This window comes from Bradyrhizobium sp. SUTN9-2, from assembly GCF_003122645.1.
Classification (GTDB): Bacteria; Pseudomonadota; Alphaproteobacteria; order Rhizobiales; family Xanthobacteraceae; genus Bradyrhizobium; species Bradyrhizobium yuanmingense.
The window spans coordinates 6,845,247-6,858,559 of sequence record NZ_LAXE01000001.1; the positions used below are offsets into that span (position 1 = coordinate 6,845,247).

The 13,313-nt window shown below is 61.6% G+C and carries 13 protein-coding genes and 3 pseudogenes; 7 read left to right on the top strand and 9 right to left on the bottom strand.

The annotated features are described in order from the left end of the window. Positions 1-17 precede the first annotated feature (17 nt). Together XF30_RS38705 and XF30_RS31760 are read right to left on the bottom strand one after the other, a co-directional pair. The gene (locus XF30_RS38705) at positions 18-2,135 is read right to left on the bottom strand and encodes a ParB/RepB/Spo0J family partition protein (RefSeq protein ID WP_192893311.1); all 2,118 of its coding nucleotides are present in this window, start codon (positions 2,133-2,135) and stop codon (positions 18-20) included. A 101-nt stretch (positions 2,136-2,236) separates the two neighbouring features. Continuing rightward, positions 2,237-3,199: an ArdC family protein gene (locus tag XF30_RS31760; RefSeq protein WP_109144869.1), complete on the bottom strand. Its 963-nt coding sequence runs from the start codon at positions 3,197-3,199 to the stop codon at positions 2,237-2,239. Between the two features lie 1,388 nt (positions 3,200-4,587). Between XF30_RS31760 and XF30_RS31765 the strand changes: the two genes are divergently transcribed. Then, a complete protein-coding gene (locus tag XF30_RS31765; protein ID WP_109144870.1) occupies positions 4,588-4,866 on the top strand; it encodes a hypothetical protein in 279 nt (92 codons plus the stop codon). Positions 4,867-4,891: 25 nt separating this feature from the next. Here XF30_RS31765 and XF30_RS31770 read toward each other — a convergent pair whose 3' ends face one another. Further along, positions 4,892-5,080 (bottom strand): DUF3606 domain-containing protein, encoded by a 189-nt coding sequence (locus XF30_RS31770; protein ID WP_109145929.1) that lies wholly within the window; start codon positions 5,078-5,080, stop codon positions 4,892-4,894. Between the two features lie 105 nt (positions 5,081-5,185). On the opposite strand from XF30_RS31770, the gene ligD (XF30_RS31775) reads away from it, so the two are divergent. Continuing rightward, positions 5,186-6,106 (top strand): non-homologous end-joining DNA ligase, encoded by a 921-nt coding sequence (ligD, locus tag XF30_RS31775; RefSeq protein WP_109144871.1) that lies wholly within the window; start codon positions 5,186-5,188, stop codon positions 6,104-6,106. Continuing rightward, complete coding sequence (locus XF30_RS38710; protein ID WP_192893312.1) at positions 6,106-6,273, top strand: hypothetical protein; 168 nt, start codon at positions 6,106-6,108, stop codon at positions 6,271-6,273. Before ligD (XF30_RS31775) ends, XF30_RS38710 begins: the two co-directional genes overlap by 1 nt. Positions 6,274-6,332: 59 nt before the next feature. Here the strand turns inward: XF30_RS38710 and XF30_RS31780 are convergent, their stop codons facing one another. Then, the gene (locus tag XF30_RS31780) at positions 6,333-6,950 is read right to left on the bottom strand and encodes a cell envelope biogenesis protein TolA (protein WP_109144872.1); all 618 of its coding nucleotides are present in this window, start codon (positions 6,948-6,950) and stop codon (positions 6,333-6,335) included. 140 nt (positions 6,951-7,090) lie between these two features. On the opposite strand from XF30_RS31780, the pseudogene ligD (XF30_RS31785) reads away from it, so the two are divergent. After that, positions 7,091-8,037, top strand: a pseudogene (ligD, locus tag XF30_RS31785) (non-homologous end-joining DNA ligase). Between the two features lie 29 nt (positions 8,038-8,066). Here the strand turns inward: ligD (XF30_RS31785) and rnhB are convergent. The 4 genes and pseudogenes from rnhB to ku form a co-directional block, all read right to left on the bottom strand. Further along, complete coding sequence (gene rnhB, locus XF30_RS31790; protein ID WP_109144873.1) at positions 8,067-8,891, bottom strand: ribonuclease HII; 825 nt, start codon at positions 8,889-8,891, stop codon at positions 8,067-8,069. 338 nt (positions 8,892-9,229) lie between these two features. Next, entirely contained in the window at positions 9,230-9,646 is a 417-nt protein-coding gene (locus tag XF30_RS31795) for a hypothetical protein (protein WP_109145930.1), read from the bottom strand. A gap of 14 nt (positions 9,647-9,660) precedes the next feature. Beyond that, positions 9,661-9,861, bottom strand: a complete 201-nt coding sequence (locus XF30_RS31800) for a hypothetical protein (protein ID WP_109144874.1) — start codon at positions 9,859-9,861, stop codon at positions 9,661-9,663. Between the two features lie 444 nt (positions 9,862-10,305). Then, a pseudogene (gene ku, locus XF30_RS31810) lies at positions 10,306-11,244 on the bottom strand (non-homologous end joining protein Ku); the annotation flags it as partial. A gap of 147 nt (positions 11,245-11,391) precedes the next feature. Here ku and XF30_RS39625 point away from each other — a divergent pair. The 3 genes and pseudogenes from XF30_RS39625 (at position 11,392) to XF30_RS31825 (ending at position 13,012) form a co-directional block, all read left to right on the top strand. Beyond that, a pseudogene (locus XF30_RS39625) lies at positions 11,392-11,787 on the top strand (hypothetical protein). 46 nt (positions 11,788-11,833) lie between these two features. Further along, positions 11,834-12,283, top strand: a complete 450-nt coding sequence (locus tag XF30_RS31820; RefSeq protein ID WP_109144877.1) for a hypothetical protein — start codon at positions 11,834-11,836, stop codon at positions 12,281-12,283. 3 nt (positions 12,284-12,286) lie between these two features. After that, positions 12,287-13,012 (top strand): SOS response-associated peptidase, encoded by a 726-nt coding sequence (locus tag XF30_RS31825; RefSeq protein ID WP_109144878.1) that lies wholly within the window; start codon positions 12,287-12,289, stop codon positions 13,010-13,012. A gap of 66 nt (positions 13,013-13,078) precedes the next feature. Here XF30_RS31825 and XF30_RS39630 read toward each other — a convergent pair. Further along, on the bottom strand, positions 13,079-13,313 hold a 235-nt coding region (locus XF30_RS39630; RefSeq protein ID WP_244609052.1), incomplete at its 5' end, for a tetratricopeptide repeat protein.

A 13,313-nucleotide genomic window follows, 5' to 3' on the forward strand; every position in this document is an offset into this window, starting at 1 on the left:
CATCCCGCTCCTTAATGTCATTCAGCCGCGTCGAGCTGTTGCGGATCATCGTCGCTGACTTTTTCCTGATCCTCATCGTCGGCGAGGAATTCGGGCAGCGGGCCTGCTTCGCCCTCCTGCGCCACTGGCACCGCATCGGGATCGACGAGGCGCAGCGGCTCCGGCAACCAAGCCGAGCCATCGAGTAGACGCTCGGCCTCCTTTGCCATCTCAGCCTTCTTCAGATGGTCGATCAGTTGTGCCGACGGCTCGCCCTTGGCTTCCCGCACCGCCTCCAGAATGCGCGGCTTGGTGACCCTACCGAGATAGTTGTCGACGGTCGGTCGCCAGCCAGCCTGCACCATGTCGAGCCCGACCGCGCGGGCCAGCACATCAGCCTGGTCGAGACGCGTGCGGACAGCGTGGGCGGAAACCCGACCTTGATTGTAGCGATTGGCGGGTTCATAGACGGCGTTGACGGCAAATGATGCACAGTGGGCGAACAATGATGCTTGTGCACCACCATCAAGGGCCGTGAGCGCATCCCATAGATCGTTCTCGCTCTTCGGCAACCGTGCCTTCCAGGCCTCATGCCGCGCCTCGACAGCCTTAGCCGACACGCTTTCCCTCAGCCCGGGAGCTTGAGCGGGAAAATTCGGCGTGCGAAGGCCGATCTCAAGACAGCTCCCGGACGATGCGAACCGGTAAAAGGCCGTCAGCACGAAGTTATGCAGCACCGCTTGGAACGCAATCGCAGGATTTTCGGCCAGCGCATCGCGCAAAGCCAGCGTTCGATGCGCCGTCAGCTCGGTAATCAGCCGATCCGGCAGAGGCCTGGCCGCATCCTCATCATCTTCTTCAGCATCGGGAGCACTACCCGCGACCGCGATCACCGTCCGCTGAACGGAAGCGCCCTCTTCTTGACCTTCGGTCGACAACGCACCGGCGTCCTGCCCGACGTCGCAATCAGTTGCCGGCACCTCGTCCTCTGGCCGGACGTAACCCCGATCCACGGAGAGGCGCCCCTCGGAATCGATGCTGATGAAGACACCAGCTCGGGCGATCTCGGTCGGATCGTAGTGCATCGGCCGGTTTTCGAATGCCGCCAGTGCCGCCTCGATTTCGCCGAGACGCTGGTCGATTTCGTCGGGCAGCTCGTCTACATCCTGATAATCGGTTTCAAGCTTGGCTTGCTCGGCGTTCAGGGCATCGATGGTGGCCTGCTCCTCGGGCGAGAGATCGACAGGTTTGCCTTCGATTTCTCGTAGCCCTTGAGGGTGACCGTAGGAGAACTCTACGGCGACCGAGATCCACTTCCAGCCTTCGGCAGCAATCGTCTCCGCTTCGGCTTTGAGCTTTTCGGTCACGAGGCGGTCGAGCAACACGACGTCCTGAAGCCAGCCGCCGTCGTCGTGCTCGAACAAATCCCGCAGAACGCCGCCACCCGCGTGCTGATAGGTATCGAGGCCCACAAACTGCGCCCGGCGATCGGACCCGCGCACGGTCTTTTCAGTGAGCAGCCGGCGGATCTGGTAAGGCTCGTCATAACCGGAACGGCTTACGTTCTGCCAGACTTGCTCCTGGTGGGCGTGATCGGCTGTGACTGAGAACGCCATGAGCTGCTCGAGCGTCATGCCATCTTCGGCATAGACCTCGTGCAGCTTCGGCGACACCGACGCCAGCCGCAGCCGCTGCTTTACGATCGCAGGGTTCACGAAGTGCCGGGCGGCGATGTCTTCCTCGCTCATGCCGAGGTCGCGGAGCGTCTGGAAGGCCCGAAACTGATCGAGTGGATGCAGGCCGACCCGCTCGTCGTTCTCCGCCACCGAATCGTCCGCGGCAATGCCTCCTTCACGCACAACGCACGGCACCGCCTGCGTCTTTGACATGCGTTTCTGTTTCACCAGAAGCTCGAGCGCACGATAGCGCCTGCCGCCCGCCGGCACCTCGAACATGCCGGTCTCGTTGCCATCTGCATCAACGACGGCCCGGACACTTAGACTTTGCAGAAGCGTGCGCTGCGCGATGCTCTCGGCTAGCTGTTCGATCGAGACACCGGCCTTGACGCGGCGAACGTTCGACTGGCTGAGCACGAGCTTGTTGAACGGAATATCCCGGGAAGGCGACAGCGTGATCTTTTGTACGGCTTTCGTCATCTTGGCTCTCCACGACGGGCGGCCGTGAGACTCTCTCTCGGCTTCCAACCCGTCGCGAACAGCCTCCCCTCCTCTCACTCTCGCGCGCCCAAGGTCAAGCATCACGCCGCCTCGTGTTCGGCAATAACCGAACCCAGCGACGCGGGCTCAATGGATCCGGGAACGAAGCCGAGCAAATAATCCGCGGCCTTGCTCGCCTGCGAGGCGGCTCGCACGATGGCCCGATTGTCTTCGCGCAGGACTTCAAGCCAGGAGCCGATATAGTCGGCATGACGCACGGTCGGCACGATCCCGAGCGACGCGCAGCTGAACGCGGAACTCAACTCGGCGACCAGTTCTTCGAAGGCATACTTCTTCGTACCGTAGGATCCGCTCTGGTCGCGGTTGAGGCGCGAGGGATGCCCCGTCGCATGACCGAGTTCATGCAAGGCCGTGCGGTGCCAATTGATGGGTTCGAAATAGGCCTGCGGCGGCGGGACCTGCACGTAGTCTTCGGCGGTTGCATAGAATGCACGATCTCCACCAATCCGAAATGGAATTCCGCTGGCTTTGATCAGGGCGTCGACCGTGGGTTCGATGAGGCCAGCAGGGGGTGGCGGCGCAGCGGTGGCAATATTGTCGGGCAGTTCATCGCACTGATCGGTGTTGAAAACGGAGAATCGTTTGAGGAATGGAATCGCTTGCGCGTCTTCGCCGGTCTCAGCGGCGCGTCGCTTTTCGTCATTCGGTACGAAACGATCTGCGTAAACAACAGTGGTACCGCGCTCTCCTTTACGAACGTGACCACCAAGCGAGAGCGCCTGGCGGAAAGTGAGCCAGCTTTGCCCGGTGAATCCGCGTTCGATCACGGCCCCCCAGAGAATGAGGATGTTCACGCCGCTGTATTGCCGGTTAATCGACGCATTTTTCGGCATGGCCAGCGGCGCTTTCGCCGCGGACGTACCCCAGGGCTGAACCCAGGGGACGCGTCCGGCCTCAAGCTCGGCAATGATCTTGTCGGTAATTTCGTTATAGAGGGTTGCCCGGTCCAGGCCGGCGCGCGCGCGAGTAGTAGTGTTTGACATCGCGGGTCTCCGCGACGGGCGCCGCGAGCCTCTCTCGCAACTTCTAACCCGTCACGGAAAAACCAGCCTGCACTCTTACTCTCAGCTCTTGCGCCATCTACCGAGGGCCTCATTCGCGATCAGGCGTGCGCCCAAGGGCGCATCGCCGCAACGGAAAATGGCACCCGGAGAGCGTGAGCATAGCGACCCGAAGGGGCACGCGGGTCCGAGTGCAGCGACGAGACCGGTTCAACAGCGGCACCCGGGAACGGGGCAGTGATAGCGATCGCCGCAGGCGAGCCCCTTTCCCGAGTGCCCCCGGCGAGGAGCACCAAAGCTCTAGCGCGAGGGATCGAAGCCGCAAGGCCGAGACGCTGCGCGGCTCGGTTTACGAGAGCCCGGTGCGGCCCTGGCCGCACGCGCCAAAACCTGAGCGAACGTGATGCAGGCAATGAATACGAGAACCGCCCGACATTTTCACAGAGTCTCACAATTATGGAAGAGAGGCCTATGGGCGGAGCGACAGCGGAGACCACTCGCGGACGCGGCGAAAGAGGCACCCGCAGGAGGGTCAGCATAGCGCCGACGCGTAGCGGCGGGACCCGGGACCGAGTGCAGTCGCGAGACCGGTTAAGAAGGCACCCGACCCGAAGGGCAGTGATAGCGACGCCGGCATGCGATGACGGCGGGCCCGAGGGCGAGTGCCTCCGGCGAGCGACTCAATGCGGATTCAGGTCTGCTTGGTATCAATTTTGCTTTTGTGATATCGTCTCACTCGTGTGCATATCTATGCTCGGCGTGGGCATGTTCACTGAGAGCCAATTCTTACAGAGGACGACATGGCCAAGAAAGCGAAGAAGGCAAAGAAGACCGCGAAGGCAGCTACCAAGAAGGTGGCAAAGAAGACTTCAAAGAAAAAGAAGTAGTCGTATCGGCTACTGATCTATTGCCGCCTCCGGGTCGCAACCCGAATGAATAGCAAGACCTCCCAAAGGATATGAAGCGTCCTTTGCAGCCGTTCGGTATCGCGGCAAGCTAAGATAAGGCCGGACCTTTGTGTAGGTGGCTGCTGCAAAAGGTCTGGTTTTTCGTTTCTGAGGGGTGATTTGCTCGTGCGCGAGGGATCGAAGCCGCAAGGCCGAGACGCTGCGCGGCTCGGTTCAACGAGAGCCCGGTGCGGCGACAGCCGAACGCGCAAAACGGACAAGGAGCAACCACCTGAGCTCGGACGTAGTCTGAAGTAAAAACGGTTTCTTCAGTTCGTTCTTGCCCACCCTAGCACCTCGCCGGGCGGAAACTTCGCCCTTCGAAAACCACGAGATCCCACGATCCCGAATCCCAGTCGTGTGTTAGCGATAGGGAACGTCTGCGGGACTAAACGATTCGTCTCAGCGTGGGAGAACCTTTCAATGCTGATGACCAAGCAGAGACGGCCGGCGATCGGCACCCTGCGCGGTTGGGCGATCAACGTGCTGAACGAAGCCGGCGCCATCCGCGAGTGCGAGGAGCACGGTTGGATGCAAGACCGCGCCGATCCGCATGCACGAGAGCGCGCCTTCGATATCGCCCGTCAGGACCCGCCAGCAGACGTCTCCCCTCAAGCAGCGGAGGCCGCAATTCGCGACGTGCTGGACTCGATTGGTGATAGCTGCCCAGAATGTCCCCCTGATGAGGAGGACCGACGCTAAACATCGACGCCAGCCCGTCTCCGAGTCAGCGGCCTAGCCGCCTTTCCACCCGCTTTCGCGCATTGCCGACCTTCTTGACAGCCTTTTTCACCGCCGACGCCGATTTTCCCGTCTTCTTCGCCTCGTACTGCACCTCGTAGTCCTGCCCGCCGGCCACTCGTGCCCGGTCCCGCTTGCGTCCGTGGGACGTCTTCGACTTCTTCGCTGCCGCCATGGATACCTCCTGTTCGTGGCGTCGAGGCAACGCAACAAGGATTCGCCGGTTCCGGAACGATTCGAACTGTGCCAATTTGAATCGCCTGTAGCGTGGAGTTCTTCAGTGGCGTTTCAGCGTAAAATGCCGGCGGCTATCGGCGTCAAGGCGCCCTTCCCCGGCTTTATCGAACCGGCCCTGGCCACCTCGATCGAGAAGGTGCCATCCGGAGAGCGCTGGATTCACGAGATCAAGTTCGACGGCTACCGCGTACAGGTCCATCTGGCCAACGAGACGGCGAAGATCTTTACCCGGCGTGGCCATGACTGGACGCATCGCTCCAAGAAGGTCGCTCATGACGCCTGGCGAATCAAGGGGAACTCGGCGGTGGTGGACGGCGAAATCGTGGTGCCTGCCGCCGACGGCACGACCGACTTCTCGGTCCTGCAGAACGAGCTCAAGGGCAAGTCGACGAGCATCGTGCTCGTGGCGTTCGATCTGCTCTATCTGAACGGCCGAGATATCCGAAAGCTACCGCTCTTTCAGCGCAAAGCCGAACTCAAGAAGATCGTAAGCGGTACCGACATCCAGTTCAGCGAAAGCTTCGAGATAGACGGCCGCGAGATGTTCGCGCACGCCTGCAAGCTCGGCCTCGAAGGCGTTGTCTCGAAGGTCCGGGGCAGCGCCTATCCGACGGGACGCACGAATGATTGGGTCAAAAAGACCTGCATACAGCGTGAGACGCTGACCATTGCCGGCTTCGCACTCGATGGGACGAAGTGGGACGGCATCTACGTCGGCCGGCGTAAGGGCGACGATCTCGTTTACGCCGGCAAAGTCGACCACGGCTTCGACAAGGTCTCTGCCGCCGATCTGCAGAAACGGCTTAAACCCCTCATCCGAAAGACCCAGCCTTATACCAAGCATATCGGTCACAAGGGCATCTGGGTCGAACCCAAGCTTCTGGCCGAGATCGAGTATCGCGCGAAGTCGGCCGAAGGAAAGGTTCGACACCCCTTTTTCCGGGGCCTGCGGGAGGACCTGTGATGGATGCATTCGATCGCTTCTGGCAGTGGGCGAACAAGCCCCCGGAAAGTCCGCTGACGATCCCGGCCGAGCTGCATCGAGCGGTCATGGAGCTCACTCCCGAGGACCGAGGCGACCGCACCACGGTGAACCGAGCCGCAGCGCGCGCACCAGACCCCGAACGATGATCTCTTGACGGCAACCCTTTGCTTTCCCTCGATGCCGCCGAGCAAGAACTGCCAAGAAACTAACTCCGCGCGCGCCGCAGCGCAGCTTCCAATCGCTCCTTCTCCTTATTCCAGCGATCGTCTTCGGCTTGCGATCTCTTCGCGAGAGCCTCAACCTCGGCCTGGATGGCGGTGGGCCGCTTCGCGTGTTCCTGCTCCGCCTTGTCCAGCGCAGCCTGCGCTTTGTCGACCGCCTGCTGACGGCGCTCACGCTGTTTCTGCCTGGCGGCCTCTTCCTTCGCCCGCTCACCTTCCCGGCGCCTCTCCTCCCGTTCGTAGGCAAGCGCAGCCTTCCGCTCGGCCGTCTTGTCGACGGGACGTGAGGAAGGCTTCTTCGCAATTTGGCCCTTCGATTTGCGCGGGGCGTTCGTCGATCTTCTGTCCCCGCCAAGATCGGAGGGCAGTTCGGCTTGCTCGCTGAAGGATCGGTTGGATCCGACCGGGCGCCTGAGAACGACGCCCGGCTTCTTCATGGCCGCAGCGATGACGTCCGGATCGTCGCTTTCCTTCGCCGCGCCCTGGTGGAAGAGATTGCTGTTGGAGCCCCAGGCTTCGAGGGCCGCTTTCATGGAAGGAGCGGCGATCGCCAGATCGAAGAGGCCCAGCGAAGTCTGAAAGGTTTTCAGTTTTCTCGCCATCGGTCTGATCCGCCCTCCTTTATCGAGCGTCAACGTCGCATGCCACGGAGCCTGCGGAACACGACGCGGCCCCGAAGCGTTCCCTAATCCTTGAAGGACGTCCATGCATTTCGCAACGTGCTCGTAAGGATTGGCCTCGAATGAGCCGGACGTCGACCCTGCCCAAGCGCCTGCAGCCGATGCTCGCTACGCTCACCGACGCGCCGTTCGACGATCCCGGCTGGGTTTTCGAGGACAAGTATGACGGCTTCCGGATGATCGCGGAAATCCAGCGAGGCAAGGTTGTGCTCTACAGCCGAAATGGCAAGATCATCAGCCGCAGCTATATCGAGGTCGCCAAAGCGCTGGAGGGCGTGAAGGGCGATGCCGTGATCGACGGGGAGCTCGTCGCGATCGGAAAGGACGGCGTCCGCATTTCCAGTTGCTTCAAAACGCTCTGCGCCATGAGGCGAAGCTCCTGTATTGCGCCTTCGACCTCATGTTCGCAGACGGTGAGAACCTGCGTGCGCTGCCGCTCCTCGAGCGCAAGAAGCGGCTCAAGGCCATCCTTCCGCGCCGCAAGCTCGTCGCGTTCAGCAACCACCGCAAAGGCAAGGGAACGAAGTTCTTCGCAGATGCCGAGCGGAGACATCTCGAAGGCATCATGGCCAAGCGCGGCGATAGCCCGTACGCGTCCGGACGCCGGACCGCCGACTGGCTGAAGGTGAAGACCGCGCAGCGGCAGGAGGTGGTGATCGCCGGCTTCACGGCGCCGAGGCGAACCCGGCCTTTCTTCGGCGCTCTCGTCCTCGCGGTACGCGAAGGGGATGCATGGCGGTACATAGGCCACGTTGGCACTGGCTTCAGCCACCAAGTTCTCGAAGAGCTTCACGGCAAGCTCATGAAGCTCAAAACCGCGAAGTCTCCCTTTCCTGCCAAGGTGAAGGATGAGCAGGTCACGACCTGGGTGCGTCCTGCGTTGGTCGCAGAAGTGAAGTTCGCGGAGTGGACCAGCAACGGCGAGCTGCGCCAGCCGGGCTATCTCGGGCTGCGGTCCGACAAAGACGCCAAGGACGTCGTTCGCGAAAAGAACTGGTCGCGAAAATAATGCCGCTTAGACGAGCCGTACGACCTGAGTCAGCCGGCGGCCCGCTCGGATGCCGAAGGCCAGGGCGGCAGGGGCGGTAACCCGAGAGCCTTGCGCACGGGTCCGAACGACCTTCGGTGAGCTGCGCATGCACCAAGCCTGGCGAGCGCTTCATAATGAGCCGGCACCGGGTAACCCTTGTGATCCGCGAATCCGTAGCCGGGGTGACGCATGTCGAGCGTCCGCATGACCGTGTCGCGCTCGACTTTCGCGAGGATGGAAGCGACGGCGATGCTAGCGGATTTGGCGTCGCCTCTGATGATGGCCTGCTGAGGGATGTCGATTTCCTTCAACCGCTTCGCATCGATCAGCAAGTGCTGAGGCGTCAAGCCTAGCCCCCGGACCGCACGCTGCATGGCCTGAATGCCCGCCCAATAGATGTTGATCGCGTCGATCTCCTCGACCTCGACGACCGCCACAGACCAACACTCCGCCTTTTCCTTGATCTCCTTCGCGAGTTCTTCGCGAGCCGCGGCGTCGAGTTTTTTCGAGTGGTCGATCCCGACTATCCGCGTGCCAGGTTTCAGGATCACGGCGCCAGCGGAGACTGGCCCCGCGAGAGGGCTCATTCCGGCCTCGTCCACGCCTGCCACGGCATGATGGCCGCTTTCCCAGAGAGAGGTCTCGAAGCGGAGCATCTTGCGAAGGCGCTGGCCTTCCGACCTATTTTCGAAGCGGCGTTTATCGATTGAAGCCAGGATGGCACGCGCTCCGGCGCGGGTGTCGGCCCGCAAGATCTGCTCGACGCTGGCCTCGAGCGGTCTTTTCTCGACGACATAGCGCTGACGCAATACATCGAGCGAATATTGGGACATAGCGGCCTTCGTGAAGATTGACTCTTGGGGAGCATGTCAGTGAACTTTATGGCGATTGTCTGAAGTAGCTATATCGCCTCGCCGACCGCGCAACGCCCTCTCAGAAGGAACCCGGCCAGCTCTCCCGCGCGGGTTCGGCCTCCATTTCCTCGCTATATTGTCGCTCGCCGGCTCGGTAGAAGGACCCGTGCTCAGTCGCCGTCCCGAGTAGATCGGGGCCGGCATGACCGCAAACAAGGTAGCGGCGGTACGCTTGGGGCTGGGGAGGCAAATCGACAGTCCGGGACTATCAAACCGCTGCTCTCATTTGGCGGATTTTTCTTCCCTCAGTCGCTACCTCAAGACGCGTTTGCTCTTGCCCGTTCGCGCGCCTCGCGCCGACGTTCACGTCTTTCGCGCCGTCGCTTGGCACGATCGGCGGGCTGCCGCAGCGGAGGAACAGGCGCCGGCGAGGTCGCACTCGTCTCCAGAACTGGAGGCGCCTCGGCCCTTTCCAAGGCCGTTGGCCGCGCTTCCATCAATTCGAGCAACGCCCGTCCTTTGGACGTGATCTTCCATCCTCCGCTTATCCGTTCGACCAATCCTTGTGAGAAGATGTCGAGATCGGGCACTTTGGCCGCGAGGCGCCTGGTCCGGTCCGCCCAGTCGCGGCCACTCGTTGCCAGGATGGCCATATCCCTTTTGAGGTCCTCCATCACGGCAAAGCCGTCCGGATAAGCTACCAAAATCTTCAGGACGGTGACCTGGAAGTTCACGCCGCCCCCCGCGATCAGCGCCACATCGTCGGCGCATGCGAGAGGGCGTCGCGACCAACCTGTTTGAGACCCTCGGGTGAGATTTCGTCTCTCGTCGCAGCCTCTAGGATTTTCGACGCGACGTGGGCACGTGCCCCGGTCTCGCGGTCCGAGACGCGTTCACAGACTTCATCGAGAACCGCGCGCAAAAGCGCGGTGGTTGCCATGTCGAACATAAGCTGCCCCCTGAGGGAAAATCTAATCCTAGCGCGGTTTCGCACGCTTGAGGATTCAAGAATGTTAAGCTTGCCGATGGTGCGCTGCACCCATGGTTGCGTACCGCGCCGATGGATTGCCTCTGCAGGTCGAAGCGCGCAAAATCGAACTGATTGGGCTGAAGGCGATGCTACCAAACACTCCCAAGGGAAAATCACGCAAATTGATAAATTTCCCAGCGGCGCGCAAAGCGCACAAGCCGCTATTTCAAATCGCGAGGTCGACGGCTCTATGCGCGGTTGCTTCGGCCTCGCGGTCCGCCGCCGTTCTGGCGTTGCGCACCGACCGGGCCGCCATTAGGCGGCTGACGAGATGACCTCGTATAACGTCGTCGAGATGGGAATCGCCATTCGCCGGGGCTGCCGCGGACGGCGAAGTAGTGGCCTTCGGCATCACCGGATGCTTCACGACTCCTGAGCCGACTTCCGCTGCGGCTTGGCCGCCGGCTTCTTCGCCGCGGTCTCCTTCGCCGGCTTCTTGCCTGCGATCGGCATCAGCATTTCCTTCTGCCCGGCCGCCGCCTTGCGCGGCTTCTTGCCTGGTTTCTTCGGCGGCTCCGTCGCGGCCGCCCCCTCTCTTCCGATGCTCTTGCGCAGCGCGTCCATCAGATCCACGACGTTCTCGCCTCGAGGACGCGCTTTCGCGGTGATGGGTTTTCCGGCGCGCTTCTGATTGATGAGATCGATGAGGGCGGTCTCGTACTGGTCTTCGAACCTGTCCGGCTCGAAATGGCCCGCTTTCTGATTGACGATGTGCTTGGCGAGATCAAGCATGTCCTTGGTAACTTTGACATCCTGGATGTCGTCGAAATATTCATCCGCGGGGCGGACTTCGTAGGGATAGCGCAACAGCGTCCCCATCAGGCCCTTGTCCAGCGGCTCCAGCGCGATGATGTGCTCGCGATTGGTCAGCACCACACGGCCGATCGCGACCTTGTTCATCTCGCGGATAGTTTCCCGAATGACGGCGAAGGCATCGTGCCCGACTTTACCGTCGGGACGCAGGTAGTAGGGCCGAATGAGATATCGCGGGTCGATCTCGCTGCGGTCGACGAACTCGTCGATCTCGATGGTGCGTGTCGATTCTAGCGCGACGTTCTCTAGCTCCTCCTTTGTCACCTCGATGAAGGTGTCGGTATCGACCTTGTAGCCCTTGACGATGTCCTCGTTGTCGACCTCCTCGCCGGTATCGGCGTCGACCTTGGCGTACTTGATCCGATGGCCAGTCTTTCGGTTCAGCTGGTTGAACGAGACCTTTTCGGATTCCGACGTGGCCGGGTAGAGCGCAACCGGACAGGTGACGAGGGAAAGACGCAGGAAGCCTTTCCAGTTGGCGCGGGGGGCATCGCGGGAACTCCATTACTGATGCCGGATTCAAGACGAACCAACCGGCTTGGTTCCGACATCGCGACCCGTCCCATAGGAGGATTTTTCTCAGCAGCTGCCCCTAGTCGGACTCGACATTTGTTCTTGTTATGTTCTAATTTAGGCATGACCGACCGACCCGCGAGCTGGCGCATGCCGACCCCTAAGCAGATGGAAAAGCTGGCCTCTGAAGCCGCCCGTAGGCCGAGCCCTTCCAATGCGGCTCCAGAGGCGCCGCTTCCAGCCGAATATTGGGCCTCCGTCCTCAAAGACCCTCGCGCCGGCACGACCGAGGTCTAAATGCGGCAGCGGCGTCTTTCCGAAATTCAGCGCCACGTGCTCCGCATCTCCTGCCGCCGTTGCCAACGGACCGTGGAAATCCAGACTGCCGATGCTGTCCGATTGTATGGCGCCAACGCGCTCTGGAAGGACGTTGCGCAGCGGCTGCTCGACAACACCTGCCAGGAGCGCACCGGCAGGCATGAAGAAGACGGGTGCTGGCCAGCGTCCGAGGCGCCGTAGTCGCTCTGGATTTGCCGATCCGATCTCTTTGCGCCTGGATGTCCGGATGGCCCCGAAGTATCACCCTACGCCCCTGTCGGGCGGCGATCGTAAGGCTCTGGCAAAAGAGCTCGGCAAGGCACGCGCGATGGCCAACATCCTTGCGACCCAATCGGCGGAGATGCGGGCCAAAGGCGAGGCGATGATCCAGCAAGCCGACAGGCTGCTTTGCGAAAGCTGGAACGAGCGGATGTGGAGTGACGGCGAACCGATCGATCCGTCGCCGACCATCGACCAGGCCGTGAATGGAGGCATCCCCTGGCTGGAGATCAGGTGCGCGCGCTGCAAGACGCCGAGCGACGTGGACCTCGCGGCGATGAAGCACCCGCCGACTACCTTCGTACACGACCTCGCCAGCCGGCTGCGCTGCCGCAAATGCGCCAGGGCGGGCCGGCGTCCATCCGCGACTCTGCTACAGTTGACGTGGCAGCCGCGCCATCCTCGAACCGAATCTTGACCGATGTGCAATCTTTATTCGATCACGACCAACCAAGCTGCCATTAGTGCGCTGTTTCGTGTCGTGAACCGATACGCTGGCAACCTGGCGCCGATGCCGGGGGTTTTTCCGGACTACCAAGCACCGATCGTACGGAACGGAGCCGAGGGCCGCGAACTCGCTACGGCGCGGTGGGGAATGCCGTCGTCGTCAAAGGCGCTGATGGACGCCACGAAGAAGCGAGCCGAGAAGCAGCAGGCCAAGGGCAAGACGGTCGATTTCAAGGAATTGCTCAGAATGGAGCCGGACGGCGGGACGACCAACATCCGCAATGTGAAGAGCAAGCACTGGACGCGATGGCTGGGAACCGAAAATCGCTGTGTGGTGCCGTTCAATTCCTTCAGCGAGTTCAACAAGGCCGAGGGTGGCGATATCTGGTTCGCGTTCGATGATACCCGTCCCCTCGCCTGCTTCGCCGGCATCTGGACCAACTGGACGTCTGTGCGGAAGGTCAAGGAAGGTGAGACGACTAACGACCTCTACGCGTTCCTCACGACGGAGCCGAACGCCGAGGTCGGTGCCATCCATCCCAAGGCCATGCCCGTGATCCTGACGACGCCGGACGAGGTCGAGGCTTGGATGACGGCTCCTGCGGACGAGGCCCTGAAATTGCAAAAGCCCCTTTCGGATGGAAGCCTCCGGATCGTGGCCCGCGGCGTCAAGGAAGACCCGATCGGGCCGCCAACGTAATCACGCCGTGTGGCCAGGCCTGACTGCGAGTGCCAATAATAAACGGGATCCCAGGCGGGTTGTTCGCTAAACGACCTTGCGCAAAGCGTCGGCCCTGCGTTTCACGCCGACCTTGGGATCGAGTGATAGCGCTTCGTCGTAGCAGGCCAGTGCCTCCCTGAGTTCGGCGAGCGCCTCGAGGCAGGTGCCGCGCGACCGCAGTAGTCGCGCCCGCGTGCGATCGTCACGGGAACCAAGTTTGCTGAGTGCGACATCGGTCGCGGGCAAAACTTGGTCGGCAAGTTCGGGGCTCGGCTTGCCA

What these genes read in the sequence shown, in the direction of transcription:
- XF30_RS31780 (WP_109144872.1), bottom strand. Translation starts at nt 6,950, where the DNA reads ATGGCGAGAAAACTGAAAACCTTTCAGACTTCGCTGGGCCTCTTCGAT.
- XF30_RS31820 (WP_109144877.1), top strand. Translation starts at nt 11,834, where the DNA reads ATGGCCCCGAAGTATCACCCTACGCCCCTGTCGGGCGGCGATCGTAAG.
- XF30_RS31765 (WP_109144870.1), top strand. Translation starts at nt 4,588, where the DNA reads ATGCTGATGACCAAGCAGAGACGGCCGGCGATCGGCACCCTGCGCGGT.
- XF30_RS31760 (WP_109144869.1), bottom strand. Translation starts at nt 3,199, where the DNA reads ATGTCAAACACTACTACTCGCGCGCGCGCCGGCCTGGACCGGGCAACC.
- XF30_RS38705 (WP_192893311.1), bottom strand. Translation starts at nt 2,135, where the DNA reads ATGACGAAAGCCGTACAAAAGATCACGCTGTCGCCTTCCCGGGATATT.
- XF30_RS31825 (WP_109144878.1), top strand. Translation starts at nt 12,287, where the DNA reads ATGTGCAATCTTTATTCGATCACGACCAACCAAGCTGCCATTAGTGCG.
- XF30_RS38710 (WP_192893312.1), top strand. Translation starts at nt 6,106, where the DNA reads ATGGATGCATTCGATCGCTTCTGGCAGTGGGCGAACAAGCCCCCGGAA.
- rnhB (WP_109144873.1), bottom strand. Translation starts at nt 8,891, where the DNA reads ATGTCCCAATATTCGCTCGATGTATTGCGTCAGCGCTATGTCGTCGAG.
- XF30_RS31800 (WP_109144874.1), bottom strand. Translation starts at nt 9,861, where the DNA reads ATGTTCGACATGGCAACCACCGCGCTTTTGCGCGCGGTTCTCGATGAA.
- XF30_RS31770 (WP_109145929.1), bottom strand. Translation starts at nt 5,080, where the DNA reads ATGGCGGCAGCGAAGAAGTCGAAGACGTCCCACGGACGCAAGCGGGAC.